Annotated in this window: 12 protein-coding genes; 1 reads left to right on the forward strand and 11 read right to left on the reverse strand. The window is 70.8% G+C overall.

All coding sequences use genetic code 11. From position 1 onward, the window contains the following. Positions 1 to 112 precede the first annotated feature (112 nt). The 5 genes from ACWC97_RS12670 to rplU form a co-directional block, all read right to left on the reverse strand. The gene (locus ACWC97_RS12670; RefSeq protein ID WP_450649255.1) at positions 113 to 2,143 is read right to left on the reverse strand and encodes a hypothetical protein; all 2,031 of its coding nucleotides are present in this window, start codon (positions 2,141 to 2,143) and stop codon (positions 113 to 115) included. A gap of 150 nt (positions 2,144 to 2,293) precedes the next feature. Then, a complete protein-coding gene (locus tag ACWC97_RS12675; protein WP_450649065.1) occupies positions 2,294 to 3,793 on the reverse strand; it encodes a D-ribitol-5-phosphate cytidylyltransferase in 1,500 nt (499 codons plus the stop codon). A gap of 304 nt (positions 3,794 to 4,097) precedes the next feature. After that, entirely contained in the window at positions 4,098 to 5,534 is a 1,437-nt protein-coding gene (obgE, locus tag ACWC97_RS12680) for a GTPase ObgE (protein WP_450649067.1), read from the reverse strand. 178 nt (positions 5,535 to 5,712) lie between these two features. After that, complete coding sequence (rpmA, locus tag ACWC97_RS12685) at positions 5,713 to 5,970, reverse strand: 50S ribosomal protein L27 (RefSeq protein WP_018103204.1); 258 nt, start codon at positions 5,968 to 5,970, stop codon at positions 5,713 to 5,715. Positions 5,971 to 5,984: 14 nt separating this feature from the next. Then, the gene (gene rplU / locus ACWC97_RS12690) at positions 5,985 to 6,305 is read right to left on the reverse strand and encodes a 50S ribosomal protein L21 (protein WP_042812502.1); all 321 of its coding nucleotides are present in this window, start codon (positions 6,303 to 6,305) and stop codon (positions 5,985 to 5,987) included. Between the two features lie 283 nt (positions 6,306 to 6,588). Between rplU and ACWC97_RS12695 the strand changes: the two genes are divergently transcribed. After that, positions 6,589 to 7,191 carry an acyltransferase gene (locus ACWC97_RS12695; RefSeq protein WP_450649070.1) on the forward strand — a complete coding sequence of 201 codons (603 nt, stop codon included), beginning with the start codon at positions 6,589 to 6,591 and terminating at the stop codon, positions 7,189 to 7,191. A gap of 100 nt (positions 7,192 to 7,291) precedes the next feature. Here the strand turns inward: ACWC97_RS12695 and ACWC97_RS12700 are convergent, their stop codons facing one another. The 6 genes from ACWC97_RS12700 to ACWC97_RS12725 all read right to left on the reverse strand — a co-directional run bounded on the left by ACWC97_RS12700 (position 7,292) and on the right by ACWC97_RS12725 (position 18,220). After that, entirely contained in the window at positions 7,292 to 8,575 is a 1,284-nt protein-coding gene (locus tag ACWC97_RS12700; RefSeq protein WP_450649072.1) for a nucleotide sugar dehydrogenase, read from the reverse strand. Between the two features lie 2 nt (positions 8,576 to 8,577). After that, on the reverse strand, positions 8,578 to 10,164 hold the full coding sequence (locus tag ACWC97_RS12705) for a glycosyltransferase family 2 protein (RefSeq protein ID WP_450649257.1): 1,587 nt from the start codon (positions 10,162 to 10,164) through the stop codon (positions 8,578 to 8,580). 53 nt (positions 10,165 to 10,217) lie between these two features. After that, positions 10,218 to 11,795: a glycosyltransferase family 4 protein gene (locus tag ACWC97_RS12710; RefSeq protein ID WP_450649074.1), complete on the reverse strand. Its 1,578-nt coding sequence runs from the start codon at positions 11,793 to 11,795 to the stop codon at positions 10,218 to 10,220. After that, positions 11,785 to 12,804, reverse strand: coding sequence for a Gfo/Idh/MocA family protein (locus ACWC97_RS12715; RefSeq protein WP_450649076.1), 1,020 nt, complete (start codon positions 12,802 to 12,804; stop codon positions 11,785 to 11,787). Before ACWC97_RS12715 ends, ACWC97_RS12710 begins: the two co-directional genes overlap by 11 nt. Next, the gene (locus tag ACWC97_RS12720) at positions 12,801 to 13,919 is read right to left on the reverse strand and encodes a DegT/DnrJ/EryC1/StrS family aminotransferase (RefSeq protein ID WP_450649078.1); all 1,119 of its coding nucleotides are present in this window, start codon (positions 13,917 to 13,919) and stop codon (positions 12,801 to 12,803) included. Before ACWC97_RS12720 ends, ACWC97_RS12715 begins: the two co-directional genes overlap by 4 nt. A gap of 380 nt (positions 13,920 to 14,299) precedes the next feature. Next, entirely contained in the window at positions 14,300 to 18,220 is a 3,921-nt protein-coding gene (locus ACWC97_RS12725; RefSeq protein WP_450649080.1) for an Rne/Rng family ribonuclease, read from the reverse strand. Positions 18,221 to 18,362 lie beyond the last annotated feature (142 nt).

The raw sequence follows: 18,362 nt of genomic DNA on the forward strand, positions 1-18,362 counted from the left end.
CGGTTGTCTTCCGTGACATGAATACATGGTGACACTCATCACAAAGGCCCGGTACAACCTTTTGCGGGTTGCGCCGGGCCTTCTGCGATCACGTAATGCGAATGGCCGATCCTCAGCCGCCCACGGGCTCCCCGAGGCTCTTGGCGACCCCGGTGTTCCGGGCCTCGGACTTGGCCGAGAGCGCCTTGACCGCGTTGTCGAACTGCACGATCGAGGTGGGCTCGTCCGGGCCGAGCAGGTAGTTCTTGAGCTCGCGCCGGCCCTCCGCACGGGTGTCCGCGGCCGGGTCCGTCACCGCGGCGAGCAGCTCGTCCAGCTCGGCCGCCGAGTTGGACAGGATCACGGCGGCACGGACCGCCGTGTTCTGCCGACGGAACTCCTCCTCGCCCAGCTCGGCGGAGTCGGTGACCGCGTACGGCTTGCCGCTCGCGATGAAGTCGGAGACCACGCTGGAGATGTCCGAGACCATCGCGTCCGACTCGTTGAAGCAGTCGTACAGCCGCATCCGGGCACCGGTGATGACCCGGTGCTCCCACCAGCCCCGCGCACGCCAGGACGCCGCGTTCCACTCGTCCTTGAGCCGCGCCGTCTCGGCCTCGCGCGCCGGGTCGGCCAGCGAGTCGCGGGACGTCTCCGCCTCGTCGCGGCCGGCGCCCGCGCCGCCCTCCAGCTCGGCCAGCCGGGCCTCGATACGGGCCAGCTCGGCCCGCGCCGCGGCCTGGTCGCCCTTGAGCGCCGCGGCCTGCTCCGCCCAGCGGGGATCGGTGGCGCGCTCGGCGGCGGCCTGCTCGATCATCGCGGTGATGCGCAGATGGACGGCCTTGGCCTTGGCACTGCGGGTGCCGGTGAAGGGGTGCGGCTTGTAGAGCAACCGGACCGGCCGCTCGGCCTCCAGCAGCCGCCGGACGATGTTCTCGCCGGCCAGCAGCAGGGAGGTGTTGCCCGGGTTGTCGTCCCAGCCCTCCCAGGTGGGGGCGTACAGCACGGTCGGGATCGGGTTCTTCTGCGTACCGGTCCACGTCTGGATGGAGGCCAGCTGCGGACGGCCCACCTCCACGATGTCCTCGTCGCGCACTCCGACGTCGGCCAGCGCGTAACGGTCGCGGCCGGCCCGGCCCGCGGTCCACACCTCGTCGTAGACCTTGCTGAACGGGTTGACGCTGGCGAGCTTGTCGCTGTCGCCGTGGCCGATGAAGACGTGCTTCATCGTCGGCACCCGGAGCAGGTGGATGTTCTTGCCGACGTTGGCCGCGTAGAGCGCGACCCGCACCGACGAGAGGTCCAGGTTCATCAGGTGCACACCACCGGGCACGCAGAGCACCGGCACCGAGGTGGTGGCGAGCTGCGGCAGGATGTTGCGCTCACGCAGCAGGATCATCGGCCGCCCGCCGAGCTGCGCCATCGTCTCCAGCCACATGTTGGCCTGGTAGGCGGACTCCTTGGAGCCGGAGAAGTACAGCACCACGGTCGGCCGGTACTCGGCGAGCCAGGTGTCCACCGCGGCCAGCGTCTGCTCCGCGGACGGCACGCGCCGCTTCCGGCCGATGTACGGCACGAGCAGCAGCAGGTACCCGAGGGCCGCGACGAGCGTGACGGCGAAGCCCGCGTAGGCGATGCCGTCCACACCCGTCTCGATCGCGATCAGCACGCCGATGACGGCGAAGACGTCCAGGTGGAGCATCTTTTCCGCAGGGCGGTTCATCAGGAGCGACGGCGGGGCGTCCGGAACGCGCAGCCGCTCCAGGTCCACGTTGCGAGTGGCCACCGGCAGCTTCCGGCGCAGCCGGATCAGGGTGACCACCGCGCTCTGCGGCGCCTGGAGCCCGTAGAACGCCAGCAGGCAGGCAACCGTGACGTAGAACAGCGTCTCCTCACCGAGTCCCATGCGGGACAGCAGGAGGATCAGCAGCAGCTGTCGGACCAGGAAGCGGATCGAGATCCCGGCCCGGACGGCGGTGAGCCGGTTGAGCAGGTAGCTCCCGCGATGGTGCAGGTAGCGGTCCGCGAGGTAAGTGGCCGCGGCGGCCGCCGCAAAGAACCAGAGGTTGGGGATTATCGCCGCGAGCATTATGCACGGGAATCCCACAGCCATCAGGAGCGCTGCGGCCAGCTCCGAGCCGCTGCCCACCCGAGCCAAGCGCATGGCTTTCGAAATCACGAAGTACCGCTCCCGAGGGTGCCGACTTGCTTTACGTTACGAGGGGATTGTGAAGGCAGAGCTTCACGAATTCGGACCCCTGCGGTTCGCAACGAAGCGACAACAGGGGTCCGAATAGTCGATTATCCAGAATTATTACACATCGGCCTGACGGTCGAGGACGGCGGCAAGGGCCTGCTCGAAGCCGGACGCCTCGGACGCGCCCTTGGTCGGGTCCTGCTGGCGTACGTCGATGACATGGCCGGTCAGCTCGGAGAGCAGGACGTCGAGCGAGGTCCTGGCGACCGCCTCGGAGGAGAGCAGCGTGCCCGCCGGCTCCTGGCCGAACGCCTTGGTGCGCATCGGGGTGGCGGTGCGCTCGGGGTTCACGCAGTTCACCCGCACACCGTCGGCCGCCCACTCGTCCGAGAGCGCCTGGGTGAGGTTCACCATGGCGGCCTTGGTCGAGGAGTAGAGGCTGTACTCGGCGCGGCCCCGGGTGTAGCTGCTGGAGGTGTAGAGCAGCAGCTGGCCCTTGGTCTCGGCGAGGTACTTGTACGAGGCGCGGGCGATCTGCACGGGGGCCAGGTAGTTGACGTTCAGCGCTTCCTGGATGGTCGCGCTGTCGGTCTCGGCGAGCTTGCCGATGCGGAGCACCCCGGCGGTGTTGATCACGTAGTCGACCCGGCCGGTCTCGGAGTACGCCTTGGAGAGCGCCTCGTCGACGTGGGCCGGGTTCTCCACGTGGGTGCCGGTGGTCGAGCGGCCCAGGGCGTAGACGGTGGCGCCGTAGGACTCGGCGAGCGCCGCGATGTCCGCGCCGATGCCGTACGAACCGCCGAAGACGACCAGGGTCTTGCCAGTGAGCAGCTCGCGGTAGGCGGCGTCGTCGGCGGGCTGCGGAGCCGCCGTGGAGGCCAGCTGGAACAGCTTGTCCGCGATGAAGACGTCGACCGGCTGCGTGACCTTCATGTTGTACTCGTCGCCGGCCACGACGTAGATCGGCACGTCGGGAAGGTACTTCAGGACGACCGAGCAGTCGTCGGTCGCCTGGAAGTTCGGGTCGCCCGAGGCGACCTCGTAGGCCCGGCGGATCGTGGAGAGCTTGAACGCCTGCGGCGTCTGGCCCCGGCGCAGCCGGGAGCGGTCCGGCACGTCGGTGATGAACTCGCCGTCGTCGCCATGGGTGCGGGTCACGATGATCGTGTCCGCGGACGGGATGGCGACGTCGACCGCCTGGTAGCGGTCGAGGGCGTCGACGCAGTCCTTGATGACGCGCTGCGAGAGCAGCGGGCGCACGGCGTCGTGGAAGAGGACGTTGCGGTCCTCGCCCTCGGCCAGGCCCTCGCCGAGGGCCTCGATGGCGCGCTCGGTGGTCTCGTTGCGGGTCGAGCCGCCCTCGATCACCTTGACGACCTTGGTGAGGCCGGCCTTGGCGACGATCTTCTCCACGTCGGGGACGTAGCCCGGCGCCATCAGCACGATGATGTCGTCGATGGAGTCGGCCTGCTGGAAGATCGACAGCGTGTGCTCGATGACGGCCTTGCCAGCGATCTTCAGCAGCTGCTTGGGAATGGACAGACCCACGCGCTGGCCGGTGCCGCCGGCGAGCACGACTGCTGTGGTTCGGGCTTTGGCTATGTGCTGAGCAGACACAGACGACCTACCTTGCGAGGCTGGGAGATACAGCGATGGTTGCACTCTCCGTTACCGTCTCGCAAGGTGGACGATGGCCGTCGCACGCCCCCTCGACACCTTTCGTTCCCTTGCCATCAGGGCGAATACCGGAATCCGCGCCTCCCCGGCAGGTGATCGACACCACACGACCGAGCGCCACGAATCACCCCTGAGCAGGTTTGGTTCCCTCGGACGTGTGACAAAGGAACCGTTCCACCGACCACCCGGAACCCGTGTGGATTCCTCGGAACGCATCCCGGGTGGCCGGAACAAGGTGTCCGGATCAGAACGGATTGAACCCCTCGTAGTCCTGCTGCGCCTCGTCGCGCTCCGCCTCGCGGTCGCGACGGCGCTGCGCGGCCGGGCGCGGCGCCTCGAAGCGGTGGTCCTCGCCGCGGCGGCCGAGCATCTCCGCACCGGCGGACATCGACGGCTCCCAGTCGAAGACGACCGCGTTGTCCTCGACGCCGATCGCGACTCCGTCGCCGGACCGGGCCCCGGCCTTCAGCAGCGCGTCCTCGACCCCGAGGCGGTTGAGCCGGTCGGCCAGGTAGCCGACGGCCTCGTCGTTGTTGAAGTCGGTCTGGCGCACCCAGCGTTCCGGCTTCTCGCCGCGCACCCGGTACAGGCCGTCCTCCTCCTGCGTGACGGTGAAGCCCGCGTCGTCGACGGCCTTCGGGCGGATGACGATCCGGGTCGCCACCTCGACCGGCTTGGCCGCGCGCGCCTCGGCGACGATCCCGGCGAGCGCGTAGGAGAGCTCCTTCAGGCCGGTGCGGGCGACCGCGGAGACTTCGAAGACGCGGTAGCCGCGCTCCTCCAGGTCCGGGCGGATCATGTCGGCGAGGTCCTGGCCGTCCGGGATGTCGATCTTGTTGAGGACGACGATGCGGGGCCGGTCCTCCAGCCCGCCGTACTGCTTCAGCTCCTCCTCGATGATGTCGAGGTCGGAGACCGGGTCGCGGTCGGACTCCAGCGTCGCGGTGTCCAGCACGTGCACCAGGACCGAGCAGCGCTCGACGTGGCGCAGGAACTCCAGGCCGAGGCCCCGGCCCTGGCTGGCGCCCGGGATCAGACCGGGGACGTCGGCGACGGTGTAGACCGTGCTGCCCGCGGTGACCACGCCGAGGTTCGGGACGAGGGTGGTGAAGGGGTAGTCGGCGATCTTCGGCTTGGCCGCGGAGAGGACCGAGATCAGCGAGGACTTGCCCGCGCTCGGGTAGCCGACCAGCGCGACGTCGGCGACGGTCTTCAGCTCCAGGACGATGTCCCGGGCCTCGCCGGGCTCGCCGAGCAGCGCGAAGCCGGGGGCCTTGCGCCGGGCGGAGGCCAGCGCGGCGTTGCCGAGGCCGCCCCGGCCGCCCTGACCGGCGACGAACGTGGTGCCCTGGCCGACCAGGTCGGCGAGGACCTCGCCGTTCCGGTCGAGGACGACCGTGCCGTCGGGGACCAGCAGGACCAGGTCCTGGCCGTCCTTGCCGGAGCGGTGGTCGCCCGCGCCGGGCTGGCCGTTGGTGGCCTTGCGGTGGGGGTGGTGGTGGTAGTCGAGGAGCGTGGTGACCGCCTGGTCGACGACCAGGGTCACATCGCCGCCACGGCCGCCGTTGCCGCCGTCCGGGCCGCCGAGCGGCTTGAACTTCTCGCGGTGTACGGAGGCACAGCCGTGGCCTCCGTTACCCGCGGCGACATGCAGTTCGACGCGGTCCACGAAGGTGGTCATGGGTGGAACCTCCAGTTACATCCGTACAGAAATGTCTCACTCGTGCCGCCCCTCCGCGCCTGCGTGACGGCCGGGGGACGGCGTTCCTCATCGGAGGAACACGCGAAAGGCGGACCCGCTTCCCGTAACGGGAAGTGAGGTCCGCCTCCGCAGGAACCGCTCGACGAGCGCCGGGGTGTCAGCCGGCGATCGGAACGATGTTCACGACCTTGCGGCCACGGTGCGTGCCGAACTCGACCGCACCCGCGGCGAGCGCGAACAGCGTGTCGTCGCCGCCACGGCCGACGCCCGTGCCCGGGTGGAAGTGGGTGCCGCGCTGGCGGACCAGGATCTCACCGGCGTTGACGGCCTGGCCGCCGAAGCGCTTCACGCCGAGCCGCTGAGCATTGGAATCGCGCCCGTTCCGGGTGGACGATGCGCCCTTCTTGTGTGCCATGTCTCCTCAGTCCCTTACTTCGCAGCCGCGGGGATACCGGTGACCTTGATCGCCGTGTACTGCTGACGGTGACCCTGGCGACGGCGGTAGCCGGTCTTGTTCTTGTAGCGAAGGATGTCGATCTTCGCGCCCTTGTGGTGGTCCACGACCTCGGCCTGGACCTTGATGCCGGCCAGCACCCACGGGTCGCTGGTCACGGCGTCGCCGTCGACCACGAGCAGGGTCGAGAGCTCGACCGTGTCGCCCACCTTGGCGGTGGAAATCTTGTCAACCTCGACGATGTCACCGACAGCAACCTTGTGCTGGCGGCCACCGCTGCGCACGATGGCGTACACGCGGATCTCTCTCTCGCTCGGAACGGAACCCCTGATGCCAGCCACTCACCCGGGCCGGGGCCCGGAATGATCCGAATGGACGAGCGGCCTCTCCCGGCGGACGGAGCCACCAGGAGGAATGTGCTCAGGGGAAGGCGCGCATAGGAAACACGCCGATGGGCAAGATTACGGGGCTGCCCGCAGCCGGTCAAACCGGGACGCTGCCGGATGCCTCACGCGAACGCTTGTCGCACCAGGTCGTAGGCTCGCCGCGCGAGGCCCTACTCCGAAAGGCAGACGTTCAGTGAACTACAGAGTCCAGCCCACCGCCCAGGTCGACGAGACCGCCGAGATCGGCGCCGGAAGCAGCGTCTGGGAGCTCGCCCAGATCCGCGAGGGCGCCCGGCTGGGCGAGGGCTGTGTGGTCGGACGCGGCGCCTACGTCGGTACGGGCGTCCGGATCGGCGACAACGTGAAGATCCAGAACTACGCGCTCGTGTACGAGCCCGCCGAACTGGCCGACGGGGTCTTCATCGGCCCGTCAGTGGTCCTCACCAACGACCACAACCCGCGCTCCGTCGACCCCGACGGCAAGCAGAAGCGCGGTGGCGACTGGGAGGCCGTGGGCGTGAAGATCGCCGAGGGCGCCTCCCTGGGCGCCCGCTCGGTCGCCGTCGCCCCGGTCCGGATCGGCCGCTGGGCCATGGTCGCGGCCGGCGCGGTGGTCACCAAGGACGTCCCCGACTTCGCCCTGGTCGTCGGCGTCCCGGCCCGCCGGGTCGGCTGGGTCGGCCACGCGGGCGTGAAGCTCGTGGAACGCGAGGGCGAGCCGGGTGTGTGGGAGTGCCCGCAGACCGGCGCCCTGTACGCGGAGAAGGACGGGGCCCTGACGGAGCACACCGCGTAGCCCCACGGCCCGTCCGGGACGTCGTATCGGACAGATGTACGGAAGGGCGCCGGACGACCTGAGCGCCGTCCGGTCCCCTTCCCCCGTACCGGTTTTGGGGTCAGCCGCCGATGACTACGCGGCGGACGCCCTCCCAGCGGGCCGGGTCCGTGGTGCGGCGGCCGTCGACCAGGACGCGGACGTCCGGGAGGTCGGCTGCGGCCAGCTCGCGGTACTCGGCGTGGTCGGCCTGGAGGATGGCCGCGGTGACCGTCTGGCCCTCGTGCGGGACGAGGCCGTGCGCGGCCAGTTCCTCGGACGTGTACATCGGGTCCGAGACGAACGGAACCGCGCCCCGGGCCTTGAGGGCCTCGACGGTCGGGAAGACGCCCGAGAAGGCCGTCTCCTTCACGCCGCCCCGGTAGGCGGCGCCCAGCACCAGCACGCCCACCCCGTCCAGGTCTCCGTAGGCGGCGGCGAGCAGGTCGACCGCGTACTCCGGCATGGCGGCGTTGGCCTCGCGCGCCGAGCGGACCACGGTGGCCGACGGGTCGTTCCAGAGGTACATCCGCGGGTAGATCGGGATGCAGTGGCCGCCGACGGCGATGCCCGGCTGGTGGATGTGACTGTAGGGCTGCGAGTTGCAGGCGTCGATGACCTTGAGGACGTCGATGTTCTGCTGGTCGGCGAAGCGGGCGAACTGGTTGGCCAGGCCGATGTTGACGTCCCGGTAGGTGGTCTCGGCGAGCTTGGCCAGCTCGGACGCCTCGGCGGTGCCCAGGTCCCAGACACCGTTGGGGCGCGGCAGGTCGTCGCGGTCGTCGAAGTCGAGGACCGACTCGTAGAACGACACGCCGTGCTCGGCCGAGGCCGCGTCGATACCGCCGACCAGCTTCGGGTAGCGGCGCAGGTCCGCGAAGACCCGGCCGGTGAGCACCCGCTCCGGGGAGAACACCAGGTGGAAGCCGTCGCCGGCCTTCAGCCCGGAGCCCTCCTCCAGCATCGGCGCCCAGCGGGTGCGGGTGGTGCCGACCGGCAACGTGGTCTCGTAGCTGACCAGGGTGCCGGGCTTGAGGCCGGCGGCGATCGTCTTGGTCGCGGAGTCCATCCACCCGAAGTCCGGGGTGCCCTCGGCGTCCACGAAGAGCGGGACGACGACCACGACGGCCTCGGACTGCGCGACCGCGGCGGCGGTGTCCGTGGTGGCGGTGAGCAGGCCGGCCCCAACGGCCTCCTTGAGCTTGACGTCCAGGTCGTGCTCGCCGGGGAACGGCTCGAGACCAGCGTTGACCAGCTCGACGACCTTCTCGTTGACGTCGGCGCCGATCACCCGGTGGCCCTTGGCGGCGAACTGCACGGCGAGCGGCAGACCGATCTTGCCGAGGGCTACTACACAGATGTTCATGGTTATTTCCTCTTGGAGCGCTTGGCGCCGATCAGCCGGGAGCGGAGCCGCGAACCCAGCGGTGTCTTGGACGGGTGGAGCGGGCCGGTGACGATCACCACGCGCCCCTTGGAGTTGAGGTGCGCCGCGGCACGGTACGGCTCATCCTCACCGTGCCATTTGCGGGCGAGCGGCATGGGCTGCCCGTCGCCGCGCACCGGGATCTCGTACGTCCTCCCGGCCACGTCCACGTAGACGCGTACTCCGCGCTTGGCCTTCCGTGCCGCGAGCGGTATTCGGGCGCGCAGCAGGGTGGCGTTGCCGTCGGACGTCATCTCGGTGGTGAACTCTCCCTGGACCGGCGGCAGTTCATGACCTCCAGGCAGGCGTCGGGCGCGCGCCTTGTCGGCGCTGTTGGGCATGGCCCCTTCGGCAAGGCGGACCACCGCGGAGCCGGTGTCACCCACGACACCGATCCGTACGGCCAGCGCCAGCGCCAGCTCGTCGCCCTTCTGCAACCACTCCGACTCGACCAGCGCGGTCTTGTCGGCGAGTCGGCCGGGGACGGCCTCCCCGACCAGTTCGAAGCAGCGGTCGGGCAGTCCGAGACCGACGTCGCGGAAACCGGGGTAGCGGGCGAAGGCCCGGCCGTCCTCCAGGTGGAAGGGCGGCGCTCCGTGCTCGGCCTCCTCGGTGATGGCTCGGCAGAGCTCGTCGATGGCGCCGCGCTGTGCGAGCCGGAGGCGCGCCCGGAGCTTCACCGGCAGCGCGTCGCTCAGCGCGTCCGTCAGATAGGCATCGGCGAGCCGGGCGATTCCGGCGCAGACGCTCCCCTTCGTCTCGCCATCGAGCGCGACGAAATCCTTCTGGATGAGCTTGGAGAGTTCCCAGGTGAAGTGACGCTTGAGGACGGCATCACGCTTCGGTCCGGCCTCGACCAGCTCCGCCGTCCGGTCCATGATCTCGGCGGTACAGCGCAGCCGCGCCAGGTGGTTGGCCCGGTAGGTGATGTTGCTGGCGTCCCCGCGTTTCACCGCGTAGTAGCAGGTGTAGTCCGCGACCACCGATATCTTGCGCGCGCGTACGCAGGCCTCGATGGTGAACGGCTGGTCGCTGCCGACCGGCAGATCCTCGGGGAAGCGCAGTTTGTGCTGCTCCACCAGGTCACGGCGGAAGAGTTTGGTGTTGGCCAGGGCGAACGGCAGCTCGGGGCCGTAAAGGCTGATGTCGGGGTCGTTGGCCTTGTAGAGCGACTGGCGCACGTACCGGCCGTTGGTGCCGACCATCTTGCCGATGACGACGTCGGAGCCGTTGGCGTCCGCGCAGGCCACCATCCGCTCCAGCGCCTCCTCGCCGAGGTAGTCGTCGGAGCCGATGAAGTAGACGTACCGGCCGGTGGCCAGGTCCAGTGCCCGGTTGCTCGGCATGGCCGGACCGCCCGAGTTGGCCTGATGGACGACCTTGACCGTGTCCGGGTAGCGCTCGGCGAACCGGTCGAGTTCGGCACCGCTGTCGTCGGTCGAGCCGTCGTCGACCGCGACGACTTCCAGGCGGTCCAGTCCGATGGACTGCCTCATCAGCGAGTTCAGGCACTCGGTGAGGTACGGCATGGTGTTGTACACGGCCACGACGACCGTGACATCGGGGGCAGCGGTCCTGCCGGTCACACCGTCACCTCGGCGGGTCTCTCGGCGGATACGCGACGGCTACCGGGCAGCAGCTTCGTATACACCTCGTCGAGCTCCGCCGCCTGGGCTTCCCAGGTCCACTGGTCGAGCAGACCGGGCCGGTCGTAGACCTCCCGGTACTTCTTCGGGTCGGCGAGGACCGCCTTCACCGCGCGGACGTAGTCCGCCACGTCCTCCGCCTTGAAGACCTCACCCTGACCGGTCTCCGCGACCATGGCGCTCATCGTCTTCACATCACTGACCACGAACGGCAGCCGGGCGTGCGAGTACTCGAAGAACTTGGTGATCAGAGCGATCTCGTGGTTCGGCCAGTGGTGGATCGGGATGACCCCGAGGTCCGCGGCCGACAGGAAGCGGACTACCTGGTAGTGCGGCACGTACGGGAGGATGTGCACCCGGTCGGCGACACCGAACTCCTCCGCGCGCTCCGCCAGCCCGGTCATGTACGCGGACTTCGGGCGCAGCACGATGAACGCGACGTGCAGATCCGGCAGTTGCGGCAGCGACTCGATCATGATGTCCAGGCCGCGCTGCGGCGCCGCGGCACCGCTGTAGACCGCGAGCGGCGCATCGGGGCCGATGCCGCACAGCTCGCGCAGGTCAGGGACCGGCTCCGCGGCCTGTTCGGGCGAAACCTCGGCGTCCGGGGCGTTCAGGACGACCGCGGGCTTCTCGGCGAGCCCGTGCCGCTCGACCAGCATGTCCGCGAGGGTGGACGAGACCGTGGTGACCGCGTCGGCGTACCTGGAGTAAGCCAGCTCGTGGAGGCACTGCGCTGCGTGCCAACGGGGGTGCGGGTCCCACGGCTTGATGCCGGGCAGGAACTCGTGCGCGTCCCACACCAGCTTGATGTCACGCCGCTCCGCGCGCGCCCGCATCACGGCCCGGGCGCCAACGCCCAGCATGCGGAAGTCGTTGGCGTGGATCAGGTCGGGCTTCAGCTCGTCGATCACCTTGCCGTAGGCGAGGTCGAGGTCGAGGAGGAAGGGGTCGAGCTTGCGCCAGGCCCGATCGCCCATCGTCCGCTGCCAGAACGCCGTGGTGAACCGGTCCAGCGGAGCATCCATCCGCTTGCGCCGCTGCTCCAGGGCAAGAGTGCTCCGCACCCGGGTGTCGACCCAGCGGCTGGCCACCTTCGCCCCGACCCGCTCGGGAAGGAGCGCCGCCTTCGACAGCGCCGCGCCGTTCTCGTTCGCCATGATCCGGCGCAGCTTGAGGTCGGCCCGCCATGCCTTCATCTTCTGCTTGCGGTAGGCGGCGAGCGGTCCAGGCCGATAGGCCAGCGGGGAGCGCAGCGGGGCACGCCGGTACTCGTGGCGGCGGCGCTGCATCGGTGCGGGCACCTTGAGCAGCCGGACCTGTGCGTCGCCGAGCATCCAGTGCTGCTCGGACTTGCTGGGCGACTTGCCGAGCAGGATGACGTCCCAGCCCGCCTCCGCCGCGGAGCGGGCTTCCTTCTGGACCCTGGAGTCCCCGTTCACCGCGTTGTCGACGAGCATGACGATCCGACCCCGGGTACCGAGGCGCGGCGTCGTGTTGTTCTCAGGATCCATGTGTGGCCAGCTCTCCTGCGGAGGTCGTGATGGTGCGTCCGCTCCGCGCCGATTCCAATACCGCCGCGGCCACCTCGACCGTGCGGAGACCGTCACGCAAGGTGCAGATGTCCTTCTCGATGCCGCGTACCGCGTCCCGGAAGAGCTCGTGCTCGACCAGCAGCGGCTCGCGCTTGGGTATGGCGTAGCGGATCATGTCGCCCTCGGAGACGCCCCGGAACGCCTGGAGCGCCTCCCACTCGGTGGCGACCGCGGCGTTCGAGTGGAAGGTCAGGTCGGCGGTGAGGGTGTCCGCAATGAACGTGCCGCGCTCGCCAGTAACGGAGGTGAAACGTTCCTTCAGCGGGCTCAGCCAGTTGACCAGGTGGTTGACCATAGTCCCGTCGGAGAGCCGGCCCACGGCCGAGACCATGTCCTCGTGCGGACGGCCGGACTTCGACACGGTGTGGGCGGCGATCGACTCGTACGTCTGCCCCGTCGCCCAGCCCGTCAGGTCGATGTCGTGGGTGGCGAGGTCCTTGACCACGCCGACGTCGGCGATACGGTGCGGGAAGGGGCCCTGGCGCCGGGTGACGACCTGGAAGACCTCGCCCAGCTCGCCGGCCTCCAGCCTGGCCCGCATCGACCGGAGCGCCGGGTTGCAGCGCTCGATATGGCCGACGCCCGCGACCAGGCCCCGCGACTCGAACGCCTCGACCAGGCGCCGAGCGCCTTCCACAGTGTCGGCGAGCGGCTTCTCGATCAGCGCGCAGACCCCGGCCTCGGCCAGGCGGAGCCCGACCTCCTCGTGGAGCGCGGTGGGGCAGGCCACGACGGCGTAGTCGAGGCCCTGGGCGATCAGCTCGTCGACCGTCGACAGGACGGGGGCGCCCTGCGCCCAGCCGTTCTTGTCCCCCATCGGGTCGACGACGCCGACCAGCTCCACGCCTTCCAGGCCGGCCAGCACACGGGCGTGGTGGCGGCCCATCGAGCCGAGGCCGACCAGGCCCGCTCTCAGTCCTGCGGTCACTGCATTTCTCCCAGCGAGTTCACTGCGGCAACGATGCGCTCGAGGTCGTGCTGCGTCAGCGACGGGTGCACGGGCAGGGAGACGACCTCGGCAGCGGCGCGCTCGGTCTGCGGCAGGTCCCAGTTACGCCCGGCCTTCTGGTCGGGCTCCCAGTACGGCTTCAGCCGGTGGATCGGGGTCGGGTAGTACACGGCGTTGCCGATGCCCGCCTCGGTCAGCCTGGCCATGGCGGCATCCCGGTCACCCTGCACCCGGATGGTGTACTGGTGGTAAACGTGACGTGCACCTTCGGCGACGGGTGGAACCGTGATGTTGGGCGCGCTGATGTGCTGGTCGAGATAGGCGGCGTTGGCGCGTCGCTGCTCGGTCCAGCCGAGCACCTTCCCGAGCTGTACGCGCCCGACGGCGGCGGAGACATCGGTCATCCGCATGTTGGCGCCGACGATCTCGTTGGCGTACCGCTGCTCCATGCCCTGGTTGCGCAGCAGCCTGAGGGTGCGTGCGACCTCGGCATCGGCCGCGGTGATCATGCCGCCCTCAAGAGAGTGCATGTTCTTGGTGGGGTAGAAGCTGAAGGCACCGCCGGAACCGAAGGCGCCAACCGGGGTCCCGCCCAGCGCCGCGGTGTGCGCCTGGCAGGCGTCCTCCACGACGGCCAGGGCGTGCTTCTGCGCGATCGGCATGAGCGCGTCCATCGCGGCCGGGTGGCCGTACAGGTGGACGGGCATGATCGCGGCCGTACGGGGCGTGATCGCCGCTTCGACGGCGGCCGGGTCCAGCCCGAAGCTGCCCGGCTCGATGTCCGCGAAGACCACGTCGGCGCCGGCCAGGCGGACCGCGTTCGCGGAGGCCGCGAAGGAGAACGACGGGACGATCACCTCGTCGCCGGGGCCTATCCCGAGCGCGAGCAGCAGCAAATGGAGCGCCGAGGTGCCCGAGTTGACCGCCACGCAGTGGCGTCCGCCCACCAGCTCCGAGAAGCCCTCCTCGAAGGCCGCGACCTCAGGCCCCTGCACGACGCGGCCGCTGCGCAGTACGCGCACGGCGGCCTCGATCTCTTCCTCACCGATCACCGGCCGGGCTGCGGGGATCATCTCCCCGTTGTCGCTCGACATGGACACCCTCCTTGACACCGCAAGATCACGTGAAAGGCGATGACTCCGAGGGCCTGCGAATGTCGGATGAGGCTCCGCCGCCCCGGCGCATGGCCGATTCCGTACCAAAATTTGTGCACAAATCGCCCTTTTGCCTCGGGTGTGACGCACCCGGGCGGAAGGCTTTCTGGTTCTGCCGACGCAGGCTGACACACCACCCAACCCTCTGAAATCAGACTGTTCGGTGGCAGCCGCGTCACATTATCAGGCTTTTCACAGGAGGTTTCGTGAAGGTAAAAGGCAACGTGACGCACGCCTCAGCGGTGATCCATAAAGAGTGAAAGCGCGGAGGGGGCGCGGACCATCGGTCCGCGCCCCCTCCGTCGTGTTCCGGCCGCCGGTCAGCTCTCGACGTCGGCGGGAGCGGCGGCCTTCGCCGCCTTCTCCGCCGTGGCGGCCTTCTTCGTCGCCGCCTTCTTGGCCGTCGTCTTCTTCGCGGCGGTCTTCTTGGCGGCCGTCTTCTTCGTGGCCGCCTTCTTGGCCGTGGCCTTCTTGGCGGTCTTGCGGGCCGCCTTCTTGGCCGGGGCCGCCGTCTCGGCCTCCGCGTCCGCCGTCGCCTCGGGCTCGGGCTCGGACGGGGCGGTCACCACGACGACCTCGGCCCCCTCTCCACCCGCGGGCGAACCCGCGGGGGCGGTGACCTTGCGGGTCACCCGGCGACGCGCACGCGGCGGGGCGGCCTCGGCGGGCGCCTCCTCGGGTGCGCCCTCCGGAGCGGCGGGCCGCTCGGCCGGAGCCGGCTCGGGCTCGGCGGGCTCCGCCGCGGCGGCCGCCTCGACAGGTGCCGCCTCGACGGGTGCCGCCTCGGCCGGGGCCTCCTCGGACGGGGCCGGGGAGCCGGCCGGTGCGGTCGCCTTGCGGGTCGCCCGGCGGCGGGTACGGGCCTTGGGGGCCTCGGCCGCGGGGGTCTCCTCGGCAACCGGGGCGGGGGCCTCGGCCACCGGCTCCGGAACCACGACCGGCTCGGCCTCGGGCTCGGCGGGCTCGGCGGCCACGACGGGCTCCGGCTCGACGGCCTTCGGGGCACCGGCCGGGGCCGTCGCCTTGCGGGTCGCCCGACGGCGGCCACGGCCGCGGGACACCGCCGCCTCGGCCTCGGCCGCGCTGCTGTACAGCTCCTCGTCCGGGGCGAACTCCGGCTCGGGCAGCGCCATCGGGGCGGCCGCCTCGGCGGCGACCTCCGCCTCGGTCTCGGCCTCGACCTCGGTCTCCGTCACGGCCTCGGCCACGTGCTCGTGGTCCGCACCGCCCCGGCCGCGCTTCTTGGAACGCTTGCCGCCGCCACCGACCGACGTCGGCTGCTCCATGTGGACGATCACACCGCGCCCGTTGCAGTGGACACAGGTCTCGGAGAAGGACTCCAGCAGCCCCTGGCCCACCCGCTTGCGGGTCATCTGGACCAGGCCCAGCGACGTGACCTCGGCGACCTGGTGCTTCGTACGGTCCCGGCCCAGGCACTCCAGCAGGCGCCGCAGCACCAGGTCCCGGTTGGACTCCAGCACCATGTCGATGAAGTCGACGACGACGATGCCACCGAGGTCGCGCAGCCGCAGCTGGCGCACGATCTCCTCGGCCGCCTCCAGGTTGTTCTTGGTGACGGTCTCCTCGAGGTTGCCGCCCTGGCCGGTGAACTTGCCGGTGTTGACGTCGACGACGACCATGGCCTCGGTCTTGTCGATCACCAGCGAGCCGCCGCTCGGCAGATAGACCTTCCGGTCCAGCGCCTTCATCAGCTGCTCGTCGATCCGGTACGTCGCGAAGATGTCGACCTCGGAGGTCCAGCGCGACAGGCGGTCCGCCAGGTCGGGCGCCACCTGCGAGACGTAGCCGTGGATGGTCTCCCACGCGTCGTCGCCGCTGACGATGACCTTGGAGAAGTCCTCGTTGAAGATGTCGCGGACGACCCGGACGGTCATGTCCGGCTCGCCGTAGAGCAGGGTCGGCGCGTTGGAGCTGCCGGTGCTCTTCGACTTCTTCTGGATCTCCTCCCACTGCTGCTGGAGCCGCTCGACGTCGCGGCGCAGCTCGTCCTCGCTCGCGCCCTCCGCGGCGGTACGGACGATGACGCCCGCGTCCTCGGGGACGATCTTCTTGAGGATGGTCTTCAGCCGGGCCCGCTCGGTGTCGGGCAGCTTGCGGCTGATACCGGTCATCGAGCCCTCGGGCACGTAGACCAGGTAGCGGCCGGGCAGCGAGACCTGGCTGGTCAGGCGGGCGCCCTTGTGGCCGATCGGGTCCTTGGTGACCTGCACGAGGACGGACTGGCCGGACTTGAGGGCGGTCTCGATGCGGCGCGGGCCGTGGGCCATGCCGAGCGCCTCGAAGTTGACCTCACCGGCGTAGAGCACGGCGTTGCGGCCCTTGCCGATGTCGACGAAGGCGGCCTCCATGGACGGCAGGACGTTCTGCACCTTGCCCAGGTAGACGTTGCCGACGTAGCTGGTGGCCTGCTCCTTGTTGACGTAGTGCTCGACGAGCACGTTGTCCTCGAGGACGCCGATCTGGGTGCGGTCGCCGTTCTGGCGGACGACCATGACCCGCTCGACGGCCTCGCGGCGGGCCAGGAACTCGGCCTCGGTGATGATCGGGACGCGGCGGCGGCCCTGCTCGCGGCCCTCGCGACGGCGCTGCTTCTTGGCCTCCATGCGCGTCGAGCCCTTGATGGACTGGACCTCGTCGAAGCCGGTGCCGGGCTCGCGCTCCTCCTTGCGGCGGGGCTCGCGGACCTTGACGACCGTGCGCTCCGGGTCGTCCGCGCCGCCCTCGGCATCGGCCGAGGCGTCCCCGCTACGGCGACGACGGCGGCGACGGCGACGGCTGCTGCTGGAACCGGAGGCCGCCTCGTGCTCCTCGTCCTCCTCGTCGGAGTCCGCGGCGTGCTCCGCCTCGTCCTCGGCGTGGTCGGCGGCGGCCTCGTCGGCGGACTGCTCCGCGGCCTCCTCGCCCTCGTGGGCCTCGCCACGGCGGCGGCGACGGCCCCCGCGACGGCGGCGGCGCGAGGGGCGGTCCCCGTACTCGTCGGTCTCCTCGCCCTCGCCCTCGTGCTCGGCCTCGGGCTCGGCGGGCTCCTCCTCGGCCGGCTCCTCCACGACGGGGGCGGCGGCCTGCTCGGGCTCGGCGGCCTCACCGCGACGGCGGCGACGGCGGCGCGGACCGGACTGCGGCTCGGCCTCGACGGCGGACGCCGTCTCCTCGACGGCCGCGGGCTCCTCCTCGGCCACGTTCTCCGCCTCACGCGAGGCGGCAGCGGCGGCGGCCGCCGTCTCCGGGGTCTGGAACATCGGCTCGGCGAAGACCGGCGCCTGGAACACGGCCACGGCGGGACGGGTGGCGCGGCGGCTCTTGCGGGCCGGCTCCTCGGTCCGGGCCGTGAACTCCGGCCGGCCGGCGGCGGCAGTGGCCCGGCGGCGCTGACGTCCGCGCGGCGCGGCGTCCTCGGCCTCCGGCTCGGCGGCCGGGGTCTCTGCGACCGGCTCGGGCTCGACGACGGCCGGGGCCTCCGCCACGACCTCCACGACCTCGGCGCCCTTCGGCGCACCGGCCGGGGACGTCGCCTTGCGCACCGCACGACGACGCGGACGGGCCGGAGCGGCCTCCACGACCTCGGCGACCGGCTCGACGGCCTCCGCTTCCTCTTCCTCGTCCTCCTCCACCGCGACGACGGCCTCGGCCACCGGCTCGGCGAACTGCGGCGCACCGGCCGGAGCCGATGCCCTGCGGCGGGTCCGGCCACGCGGCGCGGCGGGCTCGGCGGCCGGGGTCTCGGCGACCGGCTCGGGCTCGACGACGGCCGGGGCCTCCGCCACGACCTCCACGACCTCGGCGGCCTCGGCGCTCTTCGGCGCACCGGCCGGGGACGTCGCCTTGCGCACCGCACGACGACGCGGACGGGCGGGGGCCGCCTCCTCCATCGGAGCGGCGGCCTCGGCGGCCACCGGCTCGGCGGCCGCGACGGGCTCGGTGGCCTCGGCGGCCTTCGGCGCACCGGCCGGGGACGTCGCCTTGCGCACCGCACGACGACGCGGACGGGCGGGGGCCGCCTCCTCCGCCGGCGCGGCGGTCTCGGCGGGCTTGCTGTCGGACACTCCGGCGTCAACGGCCGGTATGGCCGGCGCGGCGGCCTCGGCGGCCCGCTCCTCCGTCACCGGCGGACCGGCCGGCCGGGACGCGGCGCGGCGCCTGCGGCGCGGCGGCAGCTTGTCGCCGGGAGCGTTGTTCTCTTCGTTGTTCCCGGTCGTGCCGGGTTCAGTGGACTGGGGCATGCGGGCGGTTCTCCCGTCAGGCTCCCGGGCGCCGCGCCTGGTTCCGGTCCGGCAGGGTCCGCGTGGGATACGCGGCTTGGCCGTCCGGGGCGCGGGCGCCGCACAGGAGCTCAGTGTCTGGCTCGCCGGTTCCGTACGCGCG

Source organism: Streptomyces sp. NPDC001108, assembly GCF_053598535.1.